Source organism: Actinopolymorpha sp. B11F2, from assembly GCF_040195635.1.
In the GTDB taxonomy this organism is placed as follows: domain Bacteria; phylum Actinomycetota; class Actinomycetes; order Propionibacteriales; family Actinopolymorphaceae; genus Thermasporomyces.
This window is the reverse complement of sequence record NZ_JBEFTX010000002.1, coordinates 176,463-202,799: the sequence shown is the minus strand read 5'-3', so window position 1 is coordinate 202,799 and position 26,337 is coordinate 176,463. Positions and strand designations below refer to the sequence as shown.

Sequence of the window (26,337 nt, the reverse complement as noted above, 5' to 3'; positions counted from 1 at the left end):
AGCTACCGGCAAGGCTGAGGACCGCCACCATGGCGCACACGGAGACACGGTGGGCCGCCCTTGCACGGACCCGGCCGATTCGATCCTTTGCCGTCATCCGCCCGGTCCGATCAGGAACGACCACATCGTGGCCTGGGCGCTCGCCGCGTCGGCGGTCGCGCCGAGTGAACCCTTGGCCCCGGTGCCCGCCGGAGCACCGCCGTCGGTGAGCAGCATGGAGATCCTTCCGCCGCCAGTGCCGTAGGAGCTGCGCCGCGTCGTCTGACCCGCCGGCGCGGTCCACTGCGTCGTGGCCGACGTCTTGTCGGTCCAGTAGCTCACCAGCCAGGCACCGTCGACACCCTGAACGCCCGGCGTGGTGTGGGTCGTCCGCGAGGTGGTCTCGGCCGCGCTGGCGAAGCTTCGCACCACTGGGTCGGGCCCGCGGTAGGCCACGACCGTCAGGTCGCCCTTCGCGTAGTCGGAGAGCGCCACCTGGACTGTCGACCCCGCGTCGGTCGCCGAGGCTTCCTTCTGCCAGACCCGGGTCACCATGGTGGAGGCCGTTTTCGTACCGACGCTCGACCAGCCGTCCACACCGCTCGGTGTGGAGGCGGTGGGCGTGGTGGTGTTGAGGCTCGACAGGAGCAGTAACCGGTCGCCCGCCGCGACGCTCGCCGGGATGGTCACCTGGTGGGTCTTGACGTTGGCGTTGCTGCCGGCCTGGCCGACGAACCGTACGGAGCTGACCGGCGTGGCGACGCTGACCACTTGTTCGGACTGCGCGGTCTTGCCGTCGCTGCCCGTCACCGTGAGCCGGACGGTGAAGCGCCCGGTGGACGGGTAGCTGTGCGAGGCGGTCGCCCCGGTGGCGGTGGTCCCGTCACCGAAGTTCCAGGCGTACGACTGCACCGCACCGGAGGGGTCGGTCGAGTCGCCGCCGTCGACGTCACAGGCCAGCCCGTCACACGACACCGAGAACTTTGCCGCCAGCGGCTGGTCGGGATCGGCGGCGGTCACCGTCTTTTCCACGCTGTCGGTCGCCCCGGAGTCGTCGGTGACGGTGAGCGTCACGGTGTAGGTGCCGCCCTCGGCGTAGGTGTGCCGCGGCGTCGCGCCGGTGCCGGTCGACCCGTCGCCGAACTTCCAGGCGTAGGACTCGATCGTGCCGTCTGGGTCGGTCGAACCCACGGAGCTGAAGGTGCAGGTGAGGCCCTCGCAGGTACTGGAGGCCACCGCGGTCGGCGCTCCTTCGGCCGCCATGCTCGGGTCGGTGAACAGGAACATCGCCCGGGCACGCCAGTCGTTGCCGTCGACGCCCGGGCCGCTGACCACCGTCGCGGTGCCCGCGACCGGCTTTCCGGCGCTGAAGTTGACCCTGCGCAGGTTGCCGTCGATGGTCGAGGCGAAGTAGAGCCTCTCGCCAACGTGGAACATGCCGGTCACCTTGGAGAAGTCGACGCCGGTGACACTGGGACTCGCGGTGAACCGCTCGGCCCCCACCGCCTGGCTCTCCACCGAGAAGTAGCGGTAGTAGAGCGAACTCGATCCGGTGCGGGTGTAGTAGAGCCTGCCGCCGGAGGCGAACATTCCGGTGGCGGCGGCGACGTCGGCGTGCCAGGCGGAGTCGGAGACCAACTGGTCGGCGAGGTTGATGGTCGTGGGCGTGCCATAGGTCGACCCGTCGAATGTACGCCGGTCGAAGGCACCGTTGGACCAGCCGGCATAGAGCGTGTCACCGAGCATGAACCCCGCCCGCATGTTGCTCCAGGCGAGGCCACCCGTCGGAGCGGCGGCGGCGGCGCCGACGGTGGTGCCGTCGTAGTGCCGCTTGCGGGGGCTCAGGTTGGTGCTCGAGGTCGGTACGTAGTAGATGTCGGACGGCAGCTCGCCGGCGGCCGGCCGCGGTACGTCCGTGCCCCCCGCGAGTGGGAAGAACGCGATCCGCCCGTGGTACTCCCAGTTGCCGATCCGGTCGGTGTCGCTGCCGACCCAGAGTCCTGCGGACGTGGCCACCATGTCGAAGACGCCGACCCCGCGGGTGCGGCCGGGGTTCCAACGCAACGGCATGCCGTTGGCGGGGTCGAGGGCCGCGATGCCGTCGCGGCTGATCGAGCCGGCGCCGGCGCGGTCCGCTGGACCGTGCGGGTTGTTCTGCCAGCGGAAGTGCCCGCCCACATAGACCGCCGTGCCGGTGACGGCGACCGCGAAGTGGGTGTCCCCGCCGGTGTAGTCGACCCACGTCGGCGTCAGCCCGGACCCGGTCGCCCCGGTCTCGAACCGCGCCGCCGTGTCGCAGGACACCGGCGGTCCGCCCTGGTAACCGCCGGTGGTGACGACGACGAAGTACGACCCGTCCGGGGAGATGTCGACGTCACGCATGTACGTCGGGAACGCCGCGTTGCACGCCGAGGCGTAGAAGTTGGTCCGCCAGTTGGCGACCGCGGCCTCGGACCCGGCGAGGTCGAGCATCGCGATCTGGGTGCGCGGCTGGCCGTCGACCGCCGTGAAGTCACCGATCGCCACCAGCCGCGAACCGTCCGGGGTGATGTCGATCTTGAGGATCTGCAGGAAGCCGCCTGCGGTCCGGGTGCCGGAGAAGACCACCCCCTGGAAGGGGTCGAGAGCACCGGTTGCCGGGTTGAGAGTGGCGAGCGCCGCCTGCTTCTGGCCCGCCACGTAGCCGAAGGTGCCGGCGACCCAGAGCCGGCCCTTCACCAGCTTCAGGTCCTTGACCCTGCCGTTGAGGGCGGGGGTGGTGAACCCGGAGGTGAGTTGCCCGTCGGCGATGTTGATCCGGGCCAGGCTCTTGACCGCCTTGCCGTTGACCGCGTCGAAGAAGCCACCCGCGTAGACGGACTTGCCGTCACTGGAGACGGCGAGGGTGGCTACCTCGTCGTCGACGTTCGGGGCGAAGCTCGTGCTGACCGCACCCGTCTGGGCGTTGAACGCGACCAGGTTGGAGCGGCTGTAGACGGTCTTGCCGTCGGCCGAGCTGACCTGGGTGAACGCACCGCCGAGCACCACCGTGTCGCCGACCTGGACGATGGCCTTCACATGACCGTCGAGGACGTGCGGCGTGGAGTTGGCCGGGTTGGCGCTGACAACCTTCGGCTGGGTGGTCTGCACCGCCTCGGCGGCGTGCGGAACTCCGGTCACGGGCACGGCGACACACAAGACGGTGGCCGCCACGCCCAAGCGGCGCAGTAACAACGTTCCCCCAACGGAAAGCGCGGGCCGCGCTCCGACGACACGACGGGGAGGGAGCGATCGGCAGACTGTCGACACGTGCCAAAATGCGTAAACCTGTCCAAATGCGTAGAGCATCCTGCCGGCCGATGACCACCGCGTGCAAGTGGAACGGCGACATCGACCGGCAGATCTTCCAAGGGATCCTCGACGAGTGCCGGCGTCTCGTATCCTCAGGCTGCCGGAGACCCCCTCTTCTCGTGCGCATCCTCCCCGCCGAGCAGCCCAAGAAACCGCACACTCGACGGGACCCGGCAACCCGCAGAGAGGACACACGTGACGGGCGCGTCCAGCGTCGGGAGCCTCACCACCGGAGCGTGGAGCTCGCAGGCCGCGCGCTCGTCGGCGGCGCCGCGGCTGCTCCCCGCAGGATGGCCGCTCACGGCTCTGTTCCTCGGCTTTCCGCTGTGGTGGATGCTCGGACTGGCGACGTTCGCGTTCATCCTCTTCGCGGTCCCGATGGCGATCGAGTTGCTGACCCGGCGCGGGTTGCGGGCACCGCGCGGATTCGGCATGTGGCTCGTCTTTCTCGGATGGCTCCTCGCGAGCGCGGCGATGCTCTGGGTCGATGCGCCGGGCGCCGAGCCTGGCGGTGGAGGCGCGGGTCGGATCATCGTCTTCGGCTACCGGGCCGCGATGTACTTCTCCGCGACGATCGCACTGCTCTACGTCCTGAACATGCCCGAGCGCGACCTGCCGACGCGCAGGGTGGTCCGGCTGCTCGGATTCATGTTCGTCGTCACCACCTGCGGCGGGCTGCTCGGCGTGGTGGCGCCGGGGTTCGCCTTCAGCTCGCCGATGGAGCTGGTGCTGCCGGAGGGCATCGCCTCCAACGAGTTCGTCACGTCGATGATCCACCCGGCGGCGGCCGACATGCAGTCGATCCTGGGCTACGACGAAGCACGGCCGATCGCGCCGTTCTCGTTCGCCAACTCCTGGGGCGCGAACTTCTCCCTCTACCTGCCTTTCTTCGTCCTGGCGTGGCTGGGTCGGGGCGCAGGGTGGCGGCGGTGGGTCGCGCCGTTCGTCCTGCTGGCGGCGCTGGTACCTGCCGTCTACTCCCTCAACCGCGGCCTCTGGCTCGCTCTCGGCGTCGGCGGGTGCTACCTGGCGGTCCGGCTCGCGGCCATGGGGAAGTTCTGGGCGCTCAACCTCATCGGGGCGGTCGTCGTCATCGGCGGCCTGGCGTTCGCGTTGAGTCCGCTGGGCACGATGGTGCAGCAGCGCATAGATGCGCCGCACTCCAACGACCGGCGCGCGGACCTCGCCATCGCAAGCGTCCGCGCCGTCGTCGAAGGGTCGCCGCTGCTGGGTTTCGGCTCCACCCGCGAAGTCCAGGGCAGCTTCTTCTCCATCGCCGGCGGCGCGACACCGGAGTGTCCGGCGTGCAAACCGCCACCACTCGGTACGCAGGGACAGCTGTGGCTGGTCGTCTTCTCCCAGGGGATCGTGGGGCTGGCGTTGTTCCTGGCGTTCTTCTGCCGACAGTTCCTCGCGCACTGGCGCAAACGGACACCGCTGGCGATCGCCGGGTGCTGCGTCCTGGCGTTCTTCGGGATCGAGCTGTTCGTCTACGACACCTTCGACGCCCCCATGGTCACCGTGATGATCACGCTGGGTCTGTTGGCTCGGGGTGTACCTTCGGCCGCGCAGGAGCCGAACCAGGCCGGAGGTTCGCCGTGACGACAGAACCCGTTCACCAGCCGCCCACCTACCAGTCGACGTGGGACGCGCTGATCGAGACGATGCGGCTGCTCTGGCCGACGCCCGCAACGATCGGCGTCGCCCCCGACCCGCACGACCAGGGACACGGCGACCAGGGACACGGCGAGGGGGAGCCGGTACGCACCGCCGCCGGCGTCCCCGGGGGGCACCGGGTGGTCCGTGAGTTCCTCGTACTCCCCGATCGGCGGCATCCCCGCGTGGCCCTCCCGGTGAGCACCGCCCGGGTGACGGCCGAGGCGCTTCGCAAGCACAGTCAGGCCCTCTCCCTCGGCGAACGCGCCGTCCGTACGACCCTGTCCGGTCTCGTCCGGCTGCCAGGTGTCCATCCGGGACTGGCGCGGGTCGCTCCGCACCGGATCCGGGTGAGTGTTCCGCAGGGGCGCAGCGCCGAGTCGTTCGAAGACCATCTCGCCGGGATCCTCGGGCGCGAGGTGGTGGTCGCCATCGGGGTCGGGCAACCACGTGCCAACCGCAAGCCCGTCCTGCACGCGCTCACCCCTCAGGGCGACACCGTCGCCTACGTGAAGGTCGGTACGAAGGAACCGACGAAGGTGCTGGTCCGTGACGAGGCCGCCGCCCTGGGCAGCTTCTGGTCGGCCGACCGGCCGACAACGACGCTGCGGGTGCCGCGCGTCCTGCATCACGGGCGGTGGCGTGGCCTCGAGGTACTCGTCCTCGCACCGCTGCGCCCCGAGTCGGGTCGCTGGCGGCGTCGTACCGTCCCCCTCTCCGCGATGCGCGAGCTCGCGGGCCACTTCGGCACCACGGAGTCCACGCTCGCGCGGAGCCCGGTCTGGGGGCTCGCCCAAGACACACCAGACGCGCTGCGTGACGCCGACCACGCCCGCCGGTTCGACCGGATCCTCGCGGCGGCAGGGGCACGCCACGGCGACACCAAGCTCATGCTCGGCGCGTGGCACGGTGACTGGACGCCGTGGAACATGGCGTGGAGCGGCGACCACGTCCTGCTGTGGGACTTCGAACGCTTCGCCACCGGAGTCCCGTTCGGCTACGACCTCACCCACTACCGCCTGCAGGCCACGCTGCGCGACGCCGGCGAAGAAGGCGCCGGCCGGTATGTCCGCCGACAGTTCGCGACGGATCCCGCCCACCGGGTGCCGACCGACGACATCGTCTTCTCCGGCAACGACCCGGAGGCGGTGTGGATCGCCTACCTCGTCGAGCTGGCGCGCCGCTACACCCTCGCGTCCGAGCCCGCCGAAGGGGCACCGTTGCGCGCCAGGACGACCTGGCTGCTCGACCTGCTCGACGACCTCGTACTCCGCCGATGACCCTGGTTCCGCACCCCGTCTCCACGGACGTCCACCGATGACTGTCGCGCTCGGCAGCTACCGCCGGTTCGTACGTTCGCACTGGCGGGCGTCGGTCCTGCTCGGCCTGGCCGGACTGGCGAGCGGACTCGTGGTCAGCTGGGTAAGTCCGCCGGAGTACCACTCCACCGCCACCGTGTTCGCCCCGGCGACACCCACCTATCTCGCGCTCGACATCGAACCGTTCCCGATCGAGGGCACGCCACCGCCGCGGGAGTGGACGCAGGACACCGAAGCCGAACTGATCCGCTCCGACGTCGTGCTGGGGAACGTGGCCGAACGCCTCGGCGCGGACTGGACGGTCGCGAGCCTCTCCGACCGGATCCAGATCAGCGTGCCGACCAGCGCCCGGACGTTCTCGCTCTCGTTCACCGGACGTACGCCTGCCGAGGCACGACTGGGGGCCGAGACCGTGGCACGGGAGTACGTGCGCCAACGGTCGGCACTGATCGCCGATCGGACCCGCCGGGTGGGCTCGGCGCTGCGGGACCGGCGGACCACCCTGCAGGAGATCATCGCCGACGCACCGCCCGAGACCGACGGGGTGCCGGAGCGTTCCGGACCCTCCGCGCTGCCTGTCAACCGCGCCTTGCGGGCACAGATCCGTAGCCAGATCGCCGCCATCGACAAGGCGTTGACCGACGCCGGGGCGACGGCCGCCAACGCCGCCGAGATCGTTCAGCACGCGCGTCTCCCGACCGACTCGACCCGGGCGAACGCCGAGGTCGCTCCTTTCTCGGGCCTGATGTCCGGACTCGTGGCGGGCCTCGGCGTCGGCTATCTGAGACGCCGGCGGAAGACCCACGTAGGTGACGCGTTCGACGTCGGCGACGTCGCCGGGTTGCCGATCCTCGCCAGTGTCGACTCGACTCTGCTCACGGGACTCCGCGGAAGGGACACCGTCGACTGGGCCGGCGCTGGTGGAGGCGGCGCTGACCGGACGAGCGTCGACCAGGCAGCTGTTGACCGGGCGACCGTCGATACCGACATGCGACGACTGGCGACACGGCTGGAGCGTGCCCTTGCCGGCGGTAGCGGGCGGATCGTCGTCCTGGGATGCTGCGCCGACTCGCTGACGGCGGGCTTCGTCGCCGTGCTTCAGCGCGCCCTCACCGCGTCGACCCTTGGTCCGGCGTACGATCCCGACGTCGTGGTGGCGGCGAGCCGGGCCGGCTCGGGTACCGCCGACACGCACCCCGAGACCGCCGACATCGTGCTCGTGCTCGTCGAGTTCGGCACCACCACGCGGCGTGCACTCGCCCGGGCAGTGCGCGCTCTCCACGGCCGCCCGGGCTCCGCGGGGGCCACGACAGCCACCGGGATCGTCGCCCTGGTCCCGGCCACCCCACCCGGATAGTGCGGGCGCACCAGGAAGGGCACACCCGGATGACCGCAGACAGGGCCGACGACGCAGCGCCGTCGGTGACGGTGGTGATCGCCACCAGGAGCCGGCCAGAACTCCTGCGCCGGGCCATCGACGCCGTGATAAACCAGGACTACCCGGGGGCCATCGAGTGCGTCGTGGTCTTCGACCAGGCGCCCGTCGACGAGTCCGTGTGCGCCGGTCGTACGTACGGACCACGACGCCGGGTCGGCGCGATCGCCAACTCACGTACGCCCGGACTGGCCGGCGCGCGTAACGCCGGGATCGACGCCGCGAGCGGAGAGATCATCGCGTTCTGCGACGACGACGACGAGTGGCTGCCAGGCAAGCTGGCGCTGCAGGTCGAGCGGCTGCAGGCGACCGGCAGCGATGTCGCGGTGACCGGCATCGAGGTGCGGTACGGCGATCGGATCGTCCACCGGGTACCCACCGCGGCCGACCTCAGCGTCGCTACGCTCGCCCGCCGCCGCGTGATGGAGGCGCACCCGTCGACCGTCGTCGTCCGGGCCGACGCCCTCCGGATGCGGATCGGCGTCGTCGACGAGGACATCCCCGGCAGCTACGGCGAGGACTACGACTGGATTCTGCGCGCCGCCCACGCCGGGCCGATCGCCGTCGTCGAACGCCCGCTGGTGCGCGTTCTGTGGGGGCGTACGTCGTTCTTCAACCGGCGCTGGCAAACCATCATCGACGCCATCGACTACGTCCTCGCGAAGCATCCGGTGTTGAGCGAGGATCCGCACGGACTCGCCCGGTTGGAGGGGCAGAAGGCCTTCGCCTACGCGGCGCTGGGGCAGCCGCGGGCGGCACTTCGCGCGGTGGGGCGGGTGCTCCGGCTCAACTGGCGTGAGCCCCGGGCGTACGTCACGGTCGTCGTCGCCCTCCGCCTCCTGTCGGCCGACCGGGTACTCGCCACCGCCAACTCCTTCGGCCGCGGCATCTGAGGCCGACAGGCGCAAGGCGCCCGATCCCGGCTCCACCGTGTGCCAGTCTCCCGTGATCATGATCACGGGGAGGGCAAGGCCGGGGTCAGCGACGCTTCCCTGTGCGGACGGGGCTGAACAGGCCAGCGACGAGCTCGCCGAACCGGCGTACGGCGGCATCTGTCACCGCGCCGTGGGCCACCTCGGACAGCCGTACCACAGTCGGGTCATCCAGGGCCTTGTCCAGCAGGACGCCGAGCTCCCGCTGCGACCCGGCGGTCAGGACGAGGCCGGTGCCGGCGAGCCGGCTGGCGAAGCGTTCCTGGTGGTCGTCGACGTGCTCACCGGACTGGCCACAGCGCGGAACGACGATCGGCAGCAGGCCACGATGACGGACCTCGAGAATCGTCGACGGCCCGGCGTGGCAGACGACGATGCCCGCCCGGTCCATCCACTCGCCGAGCTCATCGTGTTCGGCATAGGCGACCCCGGCCGCGTGGCGCGGCGCCGGGGCGGTGCCGTACTGGATGAGGCACTCCACCTCGGGGTGTCCGACACTCCACGCGTCGACCCAGCGGACTAGGCGATCGAACGGGTGGTAGTCGGTCCCCACCATGGCCAGCAGGTGCATGCGTTCACTTCTCTCTGCAGCACAGGTCTCGATAGCCGGATGTCGACGGCTCAGAGGAGGGTTCCGACGACGTGGGACCCCTTGTAGAGCCGGGCCTGCTCCTCCCACTGAACGCAGAAGAGGGACGACAGCGGGCGGCACAGCCTGCCGGTGAGCGTGCGCGTGTCGAGCCGGTCGTAGACCTCGAGATAGACGGTACGAATCCGGAGCACGCGGGCCAGCAGGAAGAACGGTACGGCGACGCCGGCGCCGGTCGAGACCACGGCGTCCGGACGCTGCCGTCGGAGCACACTGATCGCGAGGAAGAAGTTGCGGATCAGGTTGGGGAGGTTGCGGGTCGTCGGGAAGTGCGCCCACACGACCCGCTCGTCGCGGAGCCTGGACTTCGCGTCCTCGGTGGCGAACGTCACCCAGGTCCGGTCGCGGGACTCCCACCACGGCTTCAGGGCGAGCAGCTGGGCCAGGTGCCCACCGCTCGATCCGACGAGCAGCACGCGCTGCGGGCGTCCTGCCGCGCCAGGCGTACATCCGCCATGTTCCCTCATCCGCATCCCCCAGTGTGGCTACTCAGTGTCATTCTCCGCGTGCGGCCCAGCCGGTCGCATGCCCGACTTGCTGGACATATGCCAAATTGTTGCAGGGTCGAACCCGTACGGACCAGACTGTTGGCACACTCCCGGCCGATTCACTACAACCCACCGAAACCGCGTCGGTCTGGGCAGGGTCTGGTCTACCGTCTCTTGAGCAGTGGTGAAGGGGGTGGGGGACAGCTATGCGTGAGGTCCGCGAGGCGTATTCGCCAGTGGCGTTCGTGACCAGCGCACTCCGCCGACACCTGCTGCTGATCCTCGTCCTGACCCTCCTCGGCGCCACCGCCGGTGTCGCGGGTGCGCTGCGTCAGGGGATCCAGTACACCGCCACCGCCTCGGTCCTGCTCAACCCGCTCGAAGGGAACCCGTTCGCGCCGGACGGCCGCGGCGAGCAGCTCGTCAACCTCGAGACCGAGGCCCAGCTGGTCAGCACCGAAGGCGTCGCCGCACTGGTCTCGCGCGACCTGAAGACCGACCTCAGCACCGACGACCTGCACGAGCTCGTCAAGGTCGAGAACCCCACCAACACCCAGGTGCTGCGGATCTCGTTCACCGCCGAGAGCCCGTCAGACGCCATCCGCGGCGCACAGGCCTTCGCCGAGTCCTACCTCGACTACCGCGGCACCCGCGCCAAGTCCCTCACCAACTCCCGGCTGGCCCGGATCCGCAAGCAGCAGACCAACATCCAGACAGCACTCGGTGACGCCACCGACGAGCTGGGTAAGGCCGACGAAGGCTCGGCCCGCCACGCCTATCTGGAAGAGCGGGTCAGCGCCCTCGCCTCCCAGATCGCCAGCCTCGAGACCGAGGTCAGCACGCTCACCGCGACCGACCTCGCGCCCGGCCAGGTGATCAGCCCGGCCACCATGCCTCTCACGGCAGGCGGCACCAACGCCGTGCTCTTCGGCGGGGCGGGCGCGATCGCAGGGCTCACTCTCGGCGCCATGCTGGCGCTGTTCCGTACCCGCGCCGACGACCGCCTGCTCGATCCTGGCGAGGTCGAGCATCTCGACATCCGACTGCTCGGGGTCATCGGAGAGCGCGATCGCTTCGCCGGGCGTACGGACCGACGCGGGCGGGGCCTGCCCGAGCCGTACCGCCAGCTGCGTACGGCCGTCGTCGGCTCGGTCGACACGCCACCTGTCGTCATGACTGTGGCCAGCCTCTCCCCCGACGTCTCCTCCGCACCCGAGGCGGCCGGACTCGCCACCGGCCTCGCCCGCGCGGGTTTCAGCGTCGTCCTCGTCGACACCGCTGGCGCCGCCGGCGAGCTGCTCACCGGAACGCAGTCCCTGCCTGGCCTGGCCGACCTGCTGGCCGGGACCATTGACCTTCGGCATCTCCTCGTCCAGCCGGAGGACAACCTCGTGCTGCTGCCGTTCGGGCGGCCGCAGCGCACCACCATGGACCAGCTGCTGTCGCCGCAGATGCGTTCGACCGTCGGTCAGCTGCGCGAGTGGTACGACTACGTCCTGCTCACCGGACAGCCGGTCACCACCGCCGACGGCCAGGCACTCGCCGCGCTGACCGACGCGGTGGTCCTCGTCGCGGCCCGCAGGCTGACCACGCGCACGGAGCTGCAGAACTCCGCCGCGCTCCTGGCGAGGCTGCAGTCCGCCGCCGTCGGTGTCATCGTCATCGACGGCCGCACGGGCAAGGTCCACCACGCCGGGCCCGCGGTCCCCGGGCCGGATGTCACCTCCGCGCGTGCCGACCGGCCTGATCCCAGGAGGGCCGAGGCCACCGACGGCGCTCCTGCGTACGAACGCCGTAACGCCGGGAGCGATCCGGCCGGGAGGGATGCCGCAAGCCGCGGGCACTCCGGCGTCGCTGGCACCGGCCGGCGTAGCGGGACAGCGACTGGGCACCCGGCGACTGGCCATCCGGCGGGCCCGGCGTCCGGGAGCGCTTCGGTTGGTCGCACCGCCAACGGATGGCCGGGCGGTGCGAACGGGCATTCCGGCACCGCGACCAACGGGCGCCCCAGCGAGGCCAACGGACGGTCTGCCGCGACCAACGGACGCCTCGGCGAGGCGGCCAACGGGTTACCGTCTCCGACTCCTGACCGCTCCGAGCCAGCGAGCGGACACCGCGATGCGGCGAACGTCCGCGCGTTCCGGGCGGACGATCGGTGACCAGCACCGCTCCCATCCGGCAACTGGCTCGAGGCGGCGTCCTGAACGTCGCCGGAACCGTCATCGGCGGCGGCGCCGGCATTGCCCTCGTCGTCCTGGTGACCAACGGTGTACGCCAGGACATTGCCGGGATGCTGTTCGCGGCCACGTCGTTCTTCCTCATCGTCACCGCGGTCTCCGCCCTGGGCACCGACGTGGGACTCGCCCACGCCATCCAGCGCCGCCTGGTCGCCGGAAGCCCCGCGAGCGCCCTGGCGACGGTCCGTATCGCCCTGCGTGCCGTCATCGCGCTCAGCGTGGCGGTCGCCGTCGTCGTCTGGGTCGCCGCTCCGTGGTTCTCCGCCGTGATCAGCCGGGGCACGGATCAGGTCCCGATGACCGGAATGCTCCGGGTGCTGGCGCTGGCGCTTCCGATCGCGACGGCGTACGACACGGTGGTGGCGGCGACCCTGGCCTACGGCACGACCCGGGCCAACGTCGTGGTCGAGAAGCTGGGGCGGATGCCTGGACAGATCCTGTGTGTGCTCGTCGCTCTGCTTCTCGGCGTCGGACCGACGGGGCTCGCCGTCGCTTGGGCGGCGCCCTATCTTCTCGGCCTGGTGGCGGTCGCGTGGTGGTGCCGCCGCATCGCCCGCAGCCGGATGTCCATGAGCCCGTCCACACCCCCGACGTCCACACCCTCGACGTCGACTGCCCCGACGTCGGCTCTCCTGCCGCCCTCGCCGTCAATGCCCTCGCCGTCAACAGCCTCACCTGCGTCAGCGCCACCGGAGGGCGCTCACGCGCTCGCCGCCGAACCCACCAGGGCGGAGCTCGCCAAGGACTTCTGGGCGTTCACCGCACCCCGCGCGCTCGGCCGGATCTGCCAGGTCGCGCTGCAGCGCACCGACATCGTGCTCGTCGCGGCGCTACTGTCCCCCGGGCACGCGGCCGTCTACACCGCGGCGACCCGGTTCCTCGTGGTGGGCCAGATGGGCATGCAGGCGATCCAGCAGGTGCTCGCTCCTCAACTGTCCAAGCTCTTCGCGCGCGGCGACCTCCCCGGCGTACGACAGGTCTTCTCCACGTCGACCGCATGGTTGATGGCGATCACCTGGCCGGTCTACCTCACCAGCGCGATCGCGGCACCCCTCCTGCTGAGGATCTTCGGCAGCGGGTACGAATCGGGCCTCGCGACGGTCGTCATCCTGGCCCTCACGATGCTGGCGACGACCGCCACCGGGTCGGTCGATGTCGTCCTACTCATGGCCGGCCGAAGCCGACAGAGCCTGGTCAACAACGCCTCGGCGCTCGTCATCGACGTCATCCTCGTCGTGCTCCTCGTACCTCCGTTCGGCATCACCGGCGCCGCACTGGCCTGGGCAGCCGCGCTCCTGGTGCGCAACGTGCTGCCGATGATCCAGGTACGCCGGGCATTCGGCGTCACCTCGCTCGGGCCCGGTGTCGGCTGGGTCGCGGTCAGCGCGGGACTGTGTTTCGGTGGTGTCCCTTTGCTGATCGCCCTGGTGCTTCCGATGTCCCTCCCGGTGGTGGGCAGCTGGTTGCCGCTCATGTGTGTGGCCTATGCGGCGATGCTCTGGCGCGGTCGCACGACCTTGGAACTCGCGGCTTTCCAGGGGGCCCTGCCGGGCATCACGATCCGCGCCCGCCGTGAGCGTCGGATCGTCTCCCGCGGCTGATCGCACTCCGGCGCGGGACTCCGGCGGCTTGTCTCACCGGTTGAAGTAGGGCAGCCGGCCGATTCTCGCGTACTCGTTCAGCGACGGTGTGCTGGAGTCCACCCGGGTGGCACCGACAGTCCGGTCGGATGCGGCGTTCCAGTACACCAACGCCTTTACCCGCGGCCACTGCCGGACCTGGTCACCCAGCATCCGGAAGAAGTTCGCCTTCGCACCGGGACTGCCGACTTTCTCGACCACTCCCCATTCGGCCAGCATGAGCGGCTTGCTGCCATGGTTGACCGTCGCCCACGTATAGAAGCCCGGCCAGCTCGGATACTCGGGGAAGCGCCGATTCATCAGGTCGGACACGCCTCCCCAGTACTGTCCCGACCCGAAGATGTACGGATCGGACGCGATCCAGTCGACGACATCGTCACCGGGATACAGCGCGTTGAACCACGGCTGCGAGCCCCACTTGGGAAGGCCCATGTAGTTCATGACCCGCACGACGTTGCGCAACCCGCGTTGATGCAGTCGGATCACCACGTGCCGGTACATCAACACGTAGTCCTGGGCGGTGTATCCCGATCCCGCCACCTGCCGTACTTCGTCCTCGGGCTCATGGTGAACCGTGAAGAAGAACGGCTTGGTGAAGTTCGCCTTGATATAGGCGGCCAGCCGGTCGATCTCGGCGTTGGTGGCACCTCGGCCCACCTCACGCCAGGTGTGCCCGGCCTCCGGTTTGTAGTTGAAGAACAGAATGCGTTCTTTTCCAGGTTGGTTGGCGAGAGCAATTTCCTGCTTGGTCGGGAAAAGCTGTCCCGCACGCTTGTAGAAATGCGCAACATTGACGGTCCTGCCGATTCGACTTTCGAAATTCACCAGGGCCTGCTCCCAGGTTTCACTTCCCAGGGGGTTGGCGGCGACTCCCCACCACGCACCGCAGTTCGGCACCAGTTTCGGCCCTACACCGCAGGTACTGTTGACAAGCGGTCCCGGCGCTTCCTCACCTGTTCCGGCAATCGGCTGTTGACATGCCGCGACCAGAAGAAGCGCGGCAACGATGATGACGGCACTGGTGAACTTCCGTCGCATGACGCCCATCCCCTCCGCCGATCCATCGACGCGTGCGGCGCCGTGTCGACAACTGCCAGGTGTGGCGATGGACAAGAGAGAAAGCGCCGGCTCCACACACCCCCCGGGTGTGAAGCCAGCGCCTTCGAAGCACTTGACCTGTCCGCCACCCCATCGGTTGCACGTGAGATCGAACCGTGACCACGCCGTCCACCCGCATACTCAAGAAATCCCACCAGGTCGCCGATCTAAAGGCGACATGGCATCACTCACACGTCACGACTGTGCCCGTCCCACGTCCCAACCGAACCCCGGCGTTAACGCATGCCCTCGCCGTGGAAGGCGTTCTGCGCCTTTTCGAGGCCTTCGAGTGTGAGCGTCTCGACCGCATCGCCGGCGCGTTCGACGAAAAGCGGTAGCTCTTTGCGTTCGACACTCGAAAACGGAGAGAGGACGAAAGAGGCCGCGTCCTGCCGCCCCGGAGGCCGTCCGATCCCACAACGCACCCGGAAGAACTCGCCCGTGCCGATGGAGCGGCGGATCGACCGGAGCCCGTTGTGTCCGTTGTCACCACCGCCGAACTTCAGCCGCAGCGTGGAGTACGGAATGTCCAACTCGTCGTGCACCACGACCAACCGCGCGGGGTCCAGCTTGTAGAAAGCACCGAGGCTCGCGACCGGGCCACCCGACTCGTTCATGTACGACCGCGGCTTGGCCAGCACCACGCGCAGGCCCGGGAGATCTCCGAGCCGCCCCTCCAGAACATCCGCCCTGCCGCGCGGGTGCGGGCGGAACTTCCCGCCCATGCGTTCAGCGAGCAGGTCGAGGACCAGGTGTCCGACGTTGTGCCGGTGCGCGGCGTAGGTCGGTCCGGGGTTGCCGAGGCCCACCACCAACCAGGCGTCGTCGGCCATGTGTCATTCCGTACGAAGGATGCGCTGCCGGTCGTGGAGGACTAGTCGGTGTCCTCGCCCGACTCGCCGGCCTCACCCTCGGCCGCCTGGACACCCTCGCCCTCGGCCACCTCAGCTTCCTCTTCGGCTTCCGCGGCGGCAGGAGCCGTGATGTTGACGACGAGTACCTCCGGGTCGTCCTGGAGGAGTACGCCACGGGGCAGCGTGATGTCGCTGGCGTGGACCTGCGTACCGATCTCGGCGTCGGCGATCGACACCTCGATCTGCCCGGGAATGTGGGTGGCCTCCGCCTCGACGGACAGTGCGGTGTGTTCGAGGGAGACCAGTCCGCCAGGAGCGGCGTCGCCGACGAGGACGACCGGCACGGACACGACGACCTTCTCGCCACGCCGGACGATCAGCAGGTCGACATGCTCGAGGAACCCCTTGATCGGGTCGCGTTGGACCTGCTTCGGGATCGCGAGCTCACTGCGGTCGCCCAGGTCGACGTCGAAGAGAGCGTTGGCGGTCTTGAGCGCGAGCATCAGCTCATGACCAGGCAGCGTGATGTGGACCGGAGCGCTGCCGTGGCCGTACAACACCGCGGGCACCAGGCCCGCGCGTCGGATGCGGCGGGCCGCACCTTTGCCGAACTCGTTGCGGGATTCGGCCTTGATCTTGACCTCGGGCACGGAAGCTACTCCTCGAACGATGTCTGCGTACGGTGTCGATGACAGTGTCGGCGGGCGGCGGCTTGCTGCTCGGCGGCGCACCTGGCCGGCACCGCGTCGATCACGGAGCCGGAGACCGGGCGTCCCTCGCCGAGGCAACCGGGACAGAATACCCGGCAACGATCGTCACGACCCACCCAGGGCACCTGAGGTCCACCGTCCCGGCGGCGAATGACCACGCTACCCATGCCAGCGGTAGCCGCGCCGGCGGCAAATGACCACGCTACCCATGCCAGCGGTCGCCGACGAGGCGCCGCCACCTGTCCCGGGTTTCGTACGCATGGGCAGCGTGGTCATTTACCGCCGGGACGGTGAGCCTCATTTGCCCCGGGCCCTCGCGTTATGGGCCGAAACGACTCACCCGACGAGCGGAGCGCCGCGCCGGCGGACGCCCCCTGCACTCGCCTACTGGCCGATCAGTTGGCTCCGCCGAAGAGGCTGGTGACCGAGCCGTCTTCGAATACCTCGCGGATCGCCCGGGCGATGAGTGGCGCGATGGACAGGACGGTGAGGCTGTCGAACCTGCGTTCGGCGGGAATCGGGAGCGTGTTGGTGACGACGACCTCGCGGATCGGGGCGTTCTTGAGCTTGTCGACCGCGGCGTCGGAGAGTACGCCGTGGGTGGCTGCCACCATGACGTCGCGCGCCCCCGCGGCCATCAGCGCGTCCGCGGCCTTCACGACAGTGCCGCCGGTGTCGATCATGTCGTCGACGATGAGGGAGGTACGCCCTTCGACGTCCCCGACGACCCGGTTGGCGACCGCCTGGTTGGGGACGTTCGGATCACGGGTCTTGTGGATGAACGCCAGCGGACAGCCGCCGAGCCGCTCGGCCCACTGCTCCGCGACGCGAACCCTCCCCGAGTCCGGTGCCACGACGGTGACCTGCGACGTGTCGACTCGCGACTCGATGTGCTCCGCCAGCACCGGCAGCGCGAGCAGGTGGTCGACCGGACCGTCGAAGAAGCCCTGGACCTGAGCGGTGTGGATGTCGACGGCCATCAGCCGGTCGGCGCCGGCGGTGGTGAGCAGGTCGGCCATCAGTCGCGCGGAGATCGGCTCCCGGCCGCGGTGCTTCTTGTCCTGTCGTGCGTAGCCGTAGAACGGTGTCACCACCGTGATCCGCTTCGCCGACGCCCGCTTCAGCGCGTCGACCATGATCAACTGCTCCATGATCCAGTCGTTGATGGGCGCCGGGTGGCTCTGGATCACGAAGGCGTCACACCCTCGGACGGACTCGTCGAAGCGCACATAGATCTCGCCGTTGGCGAAGTTGTACGCCGTGGTGGGGACGAGATCGACTCCCAGCAGTTCGGCGACCTCCTGAGCCAGCTCCGGATGCGCCCGCCCGGAGAACAACATGAGGTTCTTGTGGGTGGTGCGCTTGAGCCCGCTCACTGACCGCTCCTCCCGTGGTCCTCGACATCGTCAGTCTCTCTCGGGTTCACCGGCTGGTCAGACGTCGGGTCGCCGCCCCCGCCGCGCTGCGCCTCCTCGGCGGCCGCGGCGGACTTCGTACCAGCTCGTTTGCGGGCGACCCAGCCGGCGATGTTGCGCTGCTGTCCGCGGGCGACCGCGAGCTCCCCCGGCGCGACGTCCTTGACCACGGTCGAACCGGCGGCCACGTAGCTCCCGTCGGCGATCTGGCGCGGCGCGACCAGCACCGAGTCGCTTCCGACGAACGCATGCCGCCCGACGTCGGTGTGGTGTTTGTGTACGCCGTCATAGTTGGCGAAGATCGTGCCGGCTCCGATGTTGGCACCCTCACCGATCGTGGCATCGCCGACGTAGGTCAGGTGGGGCACCTTGGCGCCGGGGCCGATCTCGGCGTTCTTCGTCTCGACGAAAGTCCCGATCTTGCCCTTCGCGGCGAGCCTGGTGCCCGGACGTAGATAGGCGTACGGGCCGACATTTGCCTCAGGGCCGATCTCGGCGCCGGATCCGTGCGTACGGACGACCTGCGCGTCAGCGCCCACCCGCGTGTCGGTGAGGGTGGTGTCGGGGCCGACCTCGGCACCGGCGGCGACCGAGGTGGTGCCGCGTAGCTGGGTGTTCGGGTGCAACGTGACGTCGGGCTCCAGCGTCACGGTGGCGTCGACCCAGGTCGTGGCCGGGTCGATGACGGCGACGCCGGCGCGCATCCACCCGGCGAGGATCCGGTCGTTGAGGACGCGCCGGAGCTCGGCCAGCTGGATCTGGTCGTTCACACCGAGGATGTCGCGGAAGTCCTCGGCCACTACGGCGGTCACCTCGTGACCGTCCTCGCGCAGGATTCCGAGCACGTCGGTGAGGTACTCCTCACCCTGACTGTTGTCCGCCTTCACCCGGGCGAGCGCGTCGGCGAGCAGGCTCGCATCGAACGCATAGATCCCCGAGTTGATCTCGGTGATCGCCCGCTGCTCGGGTGTGGCATCACGGTGCTCGACGATGCCGGTGACCACGCCCCGCTCGTCGCGGACGATCCGGCCGTAGCCGGTGGCGTCGCTCACCTCGGCACTCAACACGGTCGCGGCAGCGTCGCCCGCGGCCCGGCCGGCGATGAGCTCGCGAAGCGTCTCGGCGGACAGCAGCGGTGCGTCGGCGTAGGTCACCACGATCGTGCCGCGGAGCGGGGGCAGTGCTTCCAGTGCGGTACGGACGGCGTGGCCGGTGCCCCCCTGCACCTCCTGCACCACCGGCTGGGCGTCGGGGTCGAGCTCGGCGAGGTGCGGGACGACCTGCTCCCGGCCGTGCCCGACGACGACGGCGAGATGATCCGGCTGGAGCGCGCGAGCCGTCCCGACCGCAAGGCCGAGCAGGCTGACGCCGCCGATCTCGTGCATGAACTTGGGTGTCCGCGACTTCATCCTGGTGCTCTTGCCAGCGGCGAGGACGATGACGGCGGCGGGACTGCTGGAGTCGATCACGCGGGCAAAGCTCCTCGGCCTCGCGGGCAGGTGCGACACAAGTACGGCGGGTTCGGCCCGAGCATACTTCCGCCGGCCCGGCTCCGAGGCCGCACCCGCCAAGCCGGGGCGTCAGAGTCGGACCAGCCCCTTTGCCCGCGGCTGGATCCTGGCCGCCTACGGACTCATGGTGACCGTCGGGCCGTGGACCTCCGGCCGACCGTCGGTCCAGACCACCTCGTCGAGCCACATCGGCCGGCCGGGTACGACCGAGCCGATCGCGTCGGCGATCCAGGCGTGGTGGAGCATCCAGGTACGTCCGTGACAGGTGACGAGGCACATGTGCCCCGGGCCAGCAGCGCTGCCCCGCGAGGACAGGATCGGGTTCTCCGCCGCCTTCCGGCACGGCCCGACCGGCGAGTCGCAGACCGCGTAGCCCACACCGTACGCATCGGAGTCGTACGCATTCGCCGAGTAGAAGCCCGATGCACTGCCGGCCGGCATCGATCGAGTCGGCCGTGTAGTACCGCCGGGCCACCAAGAAAAGACAGCCCTGATCATCCCTTGATGCCGGTCAGGGCGATGCCGCGGAGGAAGTAGCGCTGCGTGAATGCGAACAGGATGATCAGTGGGATCGTCACCAGCGTCGATGCACCCATGAGCAGCGCCCATTCGGTCGTCCGTTGCGCGTGGAACGCGAAGAGCCCGAGGCTCAGCGGATAGGTGTCCGGATTCGACAGGTAGATCAGCGGGCCGAAGAAGTCGTGCCAGGTGTAGAGATAGGTGAAGACAGCCACGACCGCGAGCGCTGGCCGCACCAACGGCAGCATGATCTGCGCGAAGATCCGGAACTCCCCCGCACCGTCCACCCGGGCCGCGTCGGCCAACTCGCGCGGAATCGTGAGGAAGAACTGCCGCAGCAGGAAGATGAAGAACGCACTGCCCAGAAACTGCGGAATGATCAGCGGTGCGTACGTACCGATCAGTCCCATCACCTTGAAGAGGACGTAGGTCGGGATGAAGATGATGAGCGGCGGGATCATCAGCGTCGACACGGTGACCATGAACAACGCGTTCCGGCCGGGAAAGCGCAGCCGGGCGAAGCCGTAGGCCACGAGCGCCGAGGACAGCACCGTTCCGACCGTGACCGATCCTGCATAGAACACGCTGTTCCACAACATCTGGAAGAACGGGAACCCCGGATAGTCCATCAGAGCGGGGATGTTCTCCCAGCGGGTCGGGCTGGGCCACCACCGGATCGGCAGGCTGAGGATCTGGTTGTCGTCCTTCAGTGCCGAACTCACCATCCAGTAGAACGGCATCATGAAGAGGACCGACACGGCGATCAGCAACAGGTGTCGGGCAAGCGCCAGGAGTCGGCGGCGTACGACCGGCGTCATTGGTCACGTCCCGCGTAGAAGACCCACCTGCGTGAGGTCGCGAAGATCAGCAACGTCACGGCGAGAATGGACAGGAAGAGGACGACGGAGAGCGCCGAGGCATATCCCATCGCGAAGTACCTGAAGGCATTGCGATAGATGAGCACGACGTACATCAGCGTCGACTCGAGCGGCTCGCCGGTCGTTCCACCGACGATGAGGGCCGAGGTGAAGACCTGGAACGAGCTGATCACGCCCATGACCAGGTTGAAGAGAATCACCGGACTGAGCAGCGGGACGGTGATGTGGCGCAGTCGCGACCAGGGGCCCGCGCCGTCGATCGACGCCGACTCGTACAACGACTGGGGAATTTCCTTGAGCCCGGCAAGGAAGATGAGGGTGGAGGCACCGAGCGCCCACAGGCTCAGGATGACCAGCGTGGGTTTCGACCAGGCCGGATCGCTGAGCCATCCAGGTGTCGGCAGGCCGACCGTGCGCAAGGCCGTGTTGACGAGCCCGCTCTCCGGGCTGAACATCAGCATGAAGATGATCGTGCTCACGACCGGCGGTGCGAGGACCGGAAGGTAGAAGAGCGTGCGGTAGAAGCCGATCCCCTTCGCACTCAGGTTGAGGATGAGGGCCAGGATCAGTGACGCGACGAGACCGAGTGGGACCGAGACCAGCGCGAAGTAGGCGCTGTTGCGCACCGCGATCCAGAACGACGGATCGGCCGTGAGCATCTTCTCGTAGTTGTCGAGGCCGACCCACTTCGGTGGCTGCACGATGCTGTACTCGGTGAACGAGTAGAAGGCCGACGCCAGCACAGGATAGGCCGTGAAGACCACGAGGCTGATGATCCACGGGAGGGTGAACGCCACCCCGGCGAGTGCCTCCCGCCGGCGCATCGGGCTGGACCTCACAGCACCTTGTCCAACTCGGCCTGGCAGGCCTTCTGTGCCTCTGCCAACGCGTCCTTGGGCTTCGCCGCCTTGGTCGAGATCTGCTCGAGCACGCGCGTGAGCTGGTCGATCGCGAACGTCTGCACCGGTGAGTCCCACATCGGTGTGGCGATGTCCAGCTGCTCACGGAAGAATGCGGTGGCGTCCTCGGCATACTCCTGTCCGCGCCTCTCCACGAGTTTCGAGGGCACGATGTCGTCGGGGACCTTCGCATTGGTCGGCAGGTCGGGAAACTCCGCGAACTGTGCCTGCGCTCCCTCGACCGCGATGTAGTCGAGGTAGTTGAAGGCCTCCTCCGGGCTGTTGGAGGCGGTGGGGATGGCCATCCAGTTCGGCCAGTATCCCGACACCGTGCTGCCGCCGCTCGGACCAACCGGATTGCTCGCGACCTCCCAGCGTTCGAACTTCGCCTCGACGCTGTAGAAGTCGCCCATCAGCCAGGTGCCGTCGAAGCGCATCGCGAGCCGCTTCTCCTGGAAGGTGGGCGGCGCTTCGCCGAGCAGGGCCTCGAAGGACCTGGTGACCTTGCGCAGATCGCCTTCGTACTCTTCGTTCATCCAGGAGACGAAGTACTCCATCATCTCGATGTTCTGCTCGGAGTCGATGGTGTACTTGCCGGCCGACGCGTCGAAGATCTGCCCGCCGTTCAGGGCCGACCAGACCGGCAACGTGTACTGGTCGAAGGGCGGCAGGAAACCGGCCGCCTCGATCTTGTCGCCCTTCCACCTGGTGAACTCCTTGGACAGGCTGCGCAGGTCGTCCCAGGTCTTCGGGAAGCTCTCGCGCTCGGCCGGGATTCCCTTCTCCTCGAACCACTCCTGGTTGTAGTACATGGCGTACGAACCCGCCGTGAACGGCAGTCCATAGGTCTTTCCGTCGAACTGGCAGCTCGCGAGCACGGCCTCGGGCCAGTTGGCGAGCTGGGAGTTCTCCGACTTCTCCATGAAGGCGTCGAGCTCCATCAGGGAACCGCGAATGCCCAGGGCGACCGGCGTGTCCCACAACACCGTGGCGCTCGGTGGATTACCGCCGGCGATCCGGGCGAGCAGCACTTCGAGAAAGTTCTGCTCACCGGTGAGCCGGGTGACCGCGACGTTGACGTTGGAGTGCTGCTTTCCGTACTCCTTGGCGACGTCCTCGTGCACCTTCAGGTACCCGTCCGCGCCGCCTGGCAGCCAGAATGTCAAGTCGACCTTGCCTCCAGGTTTCGTACTCCCCTGGTTCGCGGTCGTCCCTCCGGTGGAAAAGCATCCCGGCAACGCGAGCGCGCCTCCGGCCAGTCCGGCGATGCCGAGCAGGCTGCGCCGGCTCAGATCGGCCCGGCCGGGTGCGCTGCGGATGGGCGCGCTGGGGCCGGGTTGGCGGGGATCGTTGGTCCTGGTGGCCATTCCTTCTCCTACGGGTGCGGTGGCAGAGCGGCTCGCCGATTGCGGAGAACCGTCCTGAAGCGATAGCGATCCCCCCGATAGATGATCTGGCCGATCTCGAACGGCCGGTCGCGGTCGTCGAAGCAGGTGTACTTGCCGACGAGCACGGCCTCCCCCTCCCGCATGCCGAGCTGTTCGGCGTCGTCGGAGGTGGCTCCACGTGCGGAAAGTACGTAGTCGGCCCGGTCCGGGTTGATCCCGCAGCGCTCGCGGAGCGTGGCGTAGAGGGAGCCGGTCGAGTAGTCCTGGGAGACCGCGGCCTCCACCATCGCGGCCGGCATGCAGGTGCTCGCCAGCGCCACCGGCACATCGTCGAGCTTGCGCAGCCGGTCGAGGCAGAAGACCTCCGACCCGGGTGCGATGCCGAGATCGTCGGCCTCGTCGATCGTGCCGGGCCGCGTGCCCTGATGGAGAACTTCGGCGGACGCGCGCAGTCCACGCAGTGCCGCCATCTCGGTGAAGCTCAACGGCGGCTCCTGCCCCTCCTCGACCACGCTCGGGGCGACAACGTGCCAGCCACTGCCGTGCGTCGGTTCCAGCAGGCCGTCGTCGTGGAGTGCCCGGAGGGCGACTCTGAGTGTCGCCCGGCTCACCGCAAGGGACGAACTGAGGTCCCGCTCAGGCGGTAGGCGGGTGCCGGGGCGGAAGGTGCCCCGGGCGATCGCGCTCGCAATCATCCGATACACCTGCAGCGACGGAGGCTGACCGTCGCTCCCCTTGCGCACGCTCCGCAGCACGGACTCACCTACTCCACGGCGCCGATTGGTAGAGATGTGGACTGGAATTCCAGACCTATTAAGACGGGAGTGGTGGGAACGAGGCAAGGCACCTTCCGGATCCGGCCGGGTCCATTCGTACGCCCGCGACGCCCTCCGTAGGCTCTGGAAGCGTGCCAGAGGAACGTGGGGTCGCCGTCGTCACCGGTGGAAGTCGAGGGATCGGCGCCGCCACCGCACCGCTGCTCGCCGAACGCGGCTGGTCGGTCTGCATCGGTTATCAGAACGCCATCGACGCGGCCAACGCCGTGGTCGGGGAATGCGAGAGCCGCGGCGCGCGGGCGGCCGCCGTCAGGGCTGACGTCGGCGCCTGGGAGGGCGTGGCCGCCCTCTTCGCCGCCGCCGACCGACTGGGCGAAGTCACGGCGTTGGTCAACAACGCCGGCATCGTCTACCAGGCACACACCCGCGTCGACGAGATCACCCCGGAACGCATCGAACGCATGCTCGCGGTCAACGTCACCGGTGCGTTCCTGTGCGCCCGCGAGGCCGTCCGCCGGATGTCGACCCTGCATGACGGATCCGGCGGCGTGATCGTGAACGTCTCGTCACGGGCGGCGGCGCTCGGTGGCGCGGGCGAGTACGTCGACTACGCCGCGAGCAAGGGCGCCATCGACACGATGACCGTCGGCCTGGCGCGGGAGGTCGGCGGCGAAGGCATCCGGGTCAACGCGGTGCGTCCCGGGCTCATCGAGACCGACATCCACGCCAGTGGCGGCGAACCGGCCCGGGTCGCCCGGCTCGCGCCGGGGATCCCCATGAAGCGAGGCGGACTGGCCGGCGAGGTCGCCGATGCCATCGTCTGGCTGTGTTCGGACGAGGCCTCCTACGTGACCGGCGCCCTGCTCGACGTCGGCGGCGGCCGCTGAAAGGACCGCACCATCACTCCCACCACCAATACTCCCGCAGACATCCGACTCGTCATCTTCGACTTCGGCAACGTGATCTGCCGGTTCGACTACCTCATCTTCTGCGCGCGGCTGGCCGAACGAGTCGGGTGGTCGACCGAGGAGATCCACGCCACGGTGCATGAGGGCGGGCTGCAGGCGGACTTCGAGTCCGGCCGGCTCACCGGTCCCGAATACCACCGCCGCGTCATGGATCTGGTCGGCGCTCGAGGGGCGGACGTGGGCAGCGGTGCCGGCAGGAACGACGCGGCCGGCAGGCACGTGGCGTACGACGAGTTCGTTCCGATGTACGGCGACATCTTCACCGAGATTCCCGGGACGGTTGCCCTGCTTCGCCAGCTGGCGACCCGGTATCCGTTGTACCTGTTGTCGGATACGAACGAGATCCACTTCGGCTTCGTCAGGAAGACGATGGACGTCGTAGGCATCTTCGACGAGCTCATCCTCTCCTACGAAATGGGCGTCATGAAGCCGCATCCGCGGATCTACGCCGAGGCACTGCGGCGATCGGGTGTGTCGGCTGACGCGTGCGTCTTCATTGACGACCGTCTGCCGAATGTGGAAGGTGCGCGCCAGGTCGGAATACACGGCATCCACTTCCGCTCTCCCGACCAGTGCGCCACGGATCTCCGGCAGCTCGGCGTCAAGGTCAGCTGATGCCCGCTGAGCTGGCGCGTTCCTCTCCGTCGGCGCGCTCCACCTGGGACAACGAGCGCCTGAGCGCTGACGACCCAACCGCAGCGGCGCACTCCCCCGGCAAACTCGACGCTGACTCTGCGTGAGGGGCGCCCTCCGCCAAAACGGCTTCGCGTGAGGGAGAACCGGGTTCAGGATTACAACCCCCGGCACACGGCTCACCTGCGGACGACGTCCTTCAGCCTCTGACGCATGTGTACAGGTTGGACGGAGTCGACATCGACGCAATGCGCGCCGACGAAGCGGGCCAAACCGAAACGCGCGTCAGAAAGCCTGAGTCCACCAGGTCCGCGAGCGCTTTCGCCCTTTCCTGACGTCCGATCCGCCGGTGAAATCGTGCCGCCCACGTTGGTGCATCGAACAGGCCAGCCCATCGGGAAGCCTTGTGTGCCGAGAAGACGTCCGCTTCCGCGTCCGTGGCCACATAGTCGTAGCCAGGAGGGGCGACCGCGGGCCGCAGTGCGTACAACCGCTCGAAGTTCCTCCGGCCGTAGGTCATGGCCTCACCGGTCAACCACAGGTAGTACAACGCGACCGACGTGTCCTTGGTCGAACGAAAGGAGCCGGTCTTCCCCACGCCCGGAAAGTCCCGCGCCGCAAGCGGCCCGTCATCGCGCAGATGACCCCGAACCCGGGAGAGCAGATCCGCGTGCTCGTCTTCGTAGGATCGCCACCGGTCGCTGAACCGCACCTGCTCCATCGCCAGCCGTACGTACGGAAGCTCGTCCATCGGGCGGATATAGACACAGCCGCCGTAATCGAAGAACTCCCGTTTCCTGTACAGCAACGCATCGAGGTACTCAGGACGGTAGTCGACCACCCGACTGTGCAGAACGAAATCATGGCTCCGTGCCACCACGGTCAGCGGATCGACCTGCACCACCTCGGCCCGCCGTAGGGCACGACGCGTGCCGGCGAACCCTGTGGCCCGACGTCCCGGCCAGAGCCCTTGGCAGCCCAGAACGAAACGCCGCCGCGTTCGTCTGGACACTGCCCACGTCA

The 26,337-nt window shown here is 68.6% G+C and carries 22 protein-coding genes; 8 read left to right on the top strand and 14 right to left on the bottom strand.

The genetic code is table 11. The annotated features are described in order from the left end of the window. Window positions 1–93 precede the first annotated feature (93 nt). Window positions 94–3,144 carry a PKD domain-containing protein gene (locus ABN034_RS04805; RefSeq protein WP_349689756.1) on the bottom strand — a complete coding sequence of 1,017 codons (3,051 nt, stop codon included), beginning with the start codon at window positions 3,142–3,144 and terminating at the stop codon, window positions 94–96. Window positions 3,145–3,504: 360 nt separating this feature from the next. Between ABN034_RS04805 and ABN034_RS04800 the strand changes: the two genes are divergently transcribed. From ABN034_RS04800 to ABN034_RS04785, 4 genes are read left to right on the top strand one after another with little or no spacing between them, the layout of a single operon-like run. Continuing rightward, window positions 3,505–4,911: an O-antigen ligase family protein gene (locus ABN034_RS04800; protein WP_349689755.1), complete on the top strand. Its 1,407-nt coding sequence runs from the start codon at window positions 3,505–3,507 to the stop codon at window positions 4,909–4,911. Further along, a complete protein-coding gene (locus ABN034_RS04795) occupies window positions 4,908–6,245 on the top strand; it encodes a hypothetical protein (RefSeq protein ID WP_349689754.1) in 1,338 nt (445 codons plus the stop codon). Before ABN034_RS04800 ends, ABN034_RS04795 begins: the two co-directional genes overlap by 4 nt. A gap of 37 nt (window positions 6,246–6,282) precedes the next feature. Continuing rightward, entirely contained in the window at window positions 6,283–7,641 is a 1,359-nt protein-coding gene (locus ABN034_RS04790) for a hypothetical protein (RefSeq protein WP_349689753.1), read from the top strand. 29 nt (window positions 7,642–7,670) lie between these two features. Further along, window positions 7,671–8,612 carry a glycosyltransferase family 2 protein gene (locus ABN034_RS04785; protein WP_349689752.1) on the top strand — a complete coding sequence of 314 codons (942 nt, stop codon included), beginning with the start codon at window positions 7,671–7,673 and terminating at the stop codon, window positions 8,610–8,612. A gap of 85 nt (window positions 8,613–8,697) precedes the next feature. Here ABN034_RS04785 and ABN034_RS04780 read toward each other — a convergent pair whose 3' ends face one another. Beyond that, on the bottom strand, window positions 8,698–9,222 hold the full coding sequence (locus tag ABN034_RS04780) for a glycosyltransferase (protein ID WP_349689751.1): 525 nt from the start codon (window positions 9,220–9,222) through the stop codon (window positions 8,698–8,700). Window positions 9,223–9,272: 50 nt separating this feature from the next. Further along, window positions 9,273–9,767 (bottom strand): PssD/Cps14F family polysaccharide biosynthesis glycosyltransferase, encoded by a 495-nt coding sequence (gene pssD, locus ABN034_RS04775; RefSeq protein ID WP_349689750.1) that lies wholly within the window; start codon window positions 9,765–9,767, stop codon window positions 9,273–9,275. A 227-nt stretch (window positions 9,768–9,994) separates the two neighbouring features. On the opposite strand from pssD, the gene ABN034_RS04770 reads away from it, so the two are divergent. Both ABN034_RS04770 and ABN034_RS04765 read left to right on the top strand, forming a co-directional pair. Continuing rightward, on the top strand, window positions 9,995–11,947 hold the full coding sequence (locus tag ABN034_RS04770) for a hypothetical protein (protein ID WP_349689749.1): 1,953 nt from the start codon (window positions 9,995–9,997) through the stop codon (window positions 11,945–11,947). After that, window positions 11,944–13,626, top strand: a complete 1,683-nt coding sequence (locus ABN034_RS04765; RefSeq protein WP_349689748.1) for an oligosaccharide flippase family protein — start codon at window positions 11,944–11,946, stop codon at window positions 13,624–13,626. The genes ABN034_RS04770 and ABN034_RS04765 overlap by 4 nt, the downstream gene beginning before the upstream one ends. 33 nt (window positions 13,627–13,659) lie before the next feature. Here the strand turns inward: ABN034_RS04765 and ABN034_RS04760 are convergent, their stop codons facing one another. The 10 genes from ABN034_RS04760 to ABN034_RS04715 all read right to left on the bottom strand — a co-directional run bounded on the left by ABN034_RS04760 (window position 13,660) and on the right by ABN034_RS04715 (window position 23,641). Beyond that, window positions 13,660–14,703, bottom strand: a complete 1,044-nt coding sequence (locus tag ABN034_RS04760; RefSeq protein ID WP_349689747.1) for a glycoside hydrolase family 26 protein — start codon at window positions 14,701–14,703, stop codon at window positions 13,660–13,662. A 296-nt stretch (window positions 14,704–14,999) separates the two neighbouring features. Continuing rightward, entirely contained in the window at window positions 15,000–15,596 is a 597-nt protein-coding gene (pth, locus tag ABN034_RS04755) for an aminoacyl-tRNA hydrolase (protein ID WP_349689746.1), read from the bottom strand. A 41-nt stretch (window positions 15,597–15,637) separates the two neighbouring features. Beyond that, window positions 15,638–16,267, bottom strand: coding sequence for a 50S ribosomal protein L25/general stress protein Ctc (locus ABN034_RS04750; protein ID WP_349689745.1), 630 nt, complete (start codon window positions 16,265–16,267; stop codon window positions 15,638–15,640). Between the two features lie 455 nt (window positions 16,268–16,722). Continuing rightward, complete coding sequence (locus tag ABN034_RS04745) at window positions 16,723–17,703, bottom strand: ribose-phosphate diphosphokinase (protein WP_349325481.1); 981 nt, start codon at window positions 17,701–17,703, stop codon at window positions 16,723–16,725. Next, complete coding sequence (gene glmU, locus ABN034_RS04740) at window positions 17,700–19,208, bottom strand: bifunctional UDP-N-acetylglucosamine diphosphorylase/glucosamine-1-phosphate N-acetyltransferase GlmU (RefSeq protein ID WP_502878975.1); 1,509 nt, start codon at window positions 19,206–19,208, stop codon at window positions 17,700–17,702. Before glmU ends, ABN034_RS04745 begins: the two co-directional genes overlap by 4 nt. Before the next feature lie 159 nt (window positions 19,209–19,367). Then, a complete protein-coding gene (locus tag ABN034_RS04735; RefSeq protein ID WP_349689743.1) occupies window positions 19,368–19,694 on the bottom strand; it encodes a family 43 glycosylhydrolase in 327 nt (108 codons plus the stop codon). Window positions 19,695–19,747: 53 nt separating this feature from the next. Then, window positions 19,748–20,590: a carbohydrate ABC transporter permease gene (locus tag ABN034_RS04730; protein WP_349689742.1), complete on the bottom strand. Its 843-nt coding sequence runs from the start codon at window positions 20,588–20,590 to the stop codon at window positions 19,748–19,750. Next, complete coding sequence (locus ABN034_RS04725; RefSeq protein WP_349689741.1) at window positions 20,587–21,489, bottom strand: carbohydrate ABC transporter permease; 903 nt, start codon at window positions 21,487–21,489, stop codon at window positions 20,587–20,589. The genes ABN034_RS04730 and ABN034_RS04725 overlap by 4 nt, the downstream gene beginning before the upstream one ends. Beyond that, window positions 21,486–22,916 (bottom strand): ABC transporter substrate-binding protein, encoded by a 1,431-nt coding sequence (locus ABN034_RS04720; protein WP_349689740.1) that lies wholly within the window; start codon window positions 22,914–22,916, stop codon window positions 21,486–21,488. Before ABN034_RS04720 ends, ABN034_RS04725 begins: the two co-directional genes overlap by 4 nt. An 8-nt stretch (window positions 22,917–22,924) precedes the next feature. Further along, window positions 22,925–23,641, bottom strand: coding sequence for a GntR family transcriptional regulator (locus ABN034_RS04715; protein WP_349690052.1), 717 nt, complete (start codon window positions 23,639–23,641; stop codon window positions 22,925–22,927). A gap of 203 nt (window positions 23,642–23,844) precedes the next feature. Between ABN034_RS04715 and ABN034_RS04710 the strand changes: the two genes are divergently transcribed. Both ABN034_RS04710 and ABN034_RS04705 read left to right on the top strand, forming a co-directional pair. After that, window positions 23,845–24,600, top strand: a complete 756-nt coding sequence (locus ABN034_RS04710) for an SDR family oxidoreductase (RefSeq protein WP_349689739.1) — start codon at window positions 23,845–23,847, stop codon at window positions 24,598–24,600. Window positions 24,601–24,612: 12 nt separating this feature from the next. Further along, window positions 24,613–25,296, top strand: a complete 684-nt coding sequence (locus tag ABN034_RS04705) for an HAD family hydrolase (RefSeq protein WP_349690051.1) — start codon at window positions 24,613–24,615, stop codon at window positions 25,294–25,296. A gap of 217 nt (window positions 25,297–25,513) precedes the next feature. Here ABN034_RS04705 and ABN034_RS04700 read toward each other — a convergent pair whose 3' ends face one another. Then, window positions 25,514–26,326, bottom strand: a complete 813-nt coding sequence (locus ABN034_RS04700; protein WP_349689738.1) for a DNA glycosylase AlkZ-like family protein — start codon at window positions 26,324–26,326, stop codon at window positions 25,514–25,516. Window positions 26,327–26,337 lie beyond the last annotated feature (11 nt).

What these genes read in the sequence shown, in the direction of transcription:
- pssD (WP_349689750.1), bottom strand. Translation starts at nt 9,767, where the DNA reads ATGAGGGAACATGGCGGATGTACGCCTGGCGCGGCAGGACGCCCGCAG.
- ABN034_RS04790 (WP_349689753.1), top strand. Translation starts at nt 6,283, where the DNA reads ATGACTGTCGCGCTCGGCAGCTACCGCCGGTTCGTACGTTCGCACTGG.
- ABN034_RS04760 (WP_349689747.1), bottom strand. Translation starts at nt 14,703, where the DNA reads ATGCGACGGAAGTTCACCAGTGCCGTCATCATCGTTGCCGCGCTTCTT.
- ABN034_RS04720 (WP_349689740.1), bottom strand. Translation starts at nt 22,916, where the DNA reads ATGGCCACCAGGACCAACGATCCCCGCCAACCCGGCCCCAGCGCGCCC.
- ABN034_RS04730 (WP_349689742.1), bottom strand. Translation starts at nt 20,590, where the DNA reads ATGACGCCGGTCGTACGCCGCCGACTCCTGGCGCTTGCCCGACACCTG.
- ABN034_RS04780 (WP_349689751.1), bottom strand. Translation starts at nt 9,222, where the DNA reads ATGCACCTGCTGGCCATGGTGGGGACCGACTACCACCCGTTCGATCGC.
- ABN034_RS04735 (WP_349689743.1), bottom strand. Translation starts at nt 19,694, where the DNA reads ATGCCGGCCGGCAGTGCATCGGGCTTCTACTCGGCGAATGCGTACGAC.
- ABN034_RS04770 (WP_349689749.1), top strand. Translation starts at nt 9,995, where the DNA reads ATGCGTGAGGTCCGCGAGGCGTATTCGCCAGTGGCGTTCGTGACCAGC.
- pth (WP_349689746.1), bottom strand. Translation starts at nt 15,596, where the DNA reads ATGGCCGACGACGCCTGGTTGGTGGTGGGCCTCGGCAACCCCGGACCG.
- ABN034_RS04785 (WP_349689752.1), top strand. Translation starts at nt 7,671, where the DNA reads ATGACCGCAGACAGGGCCGACGACGCAGCGCCGTCGGTGACGGTGGTG.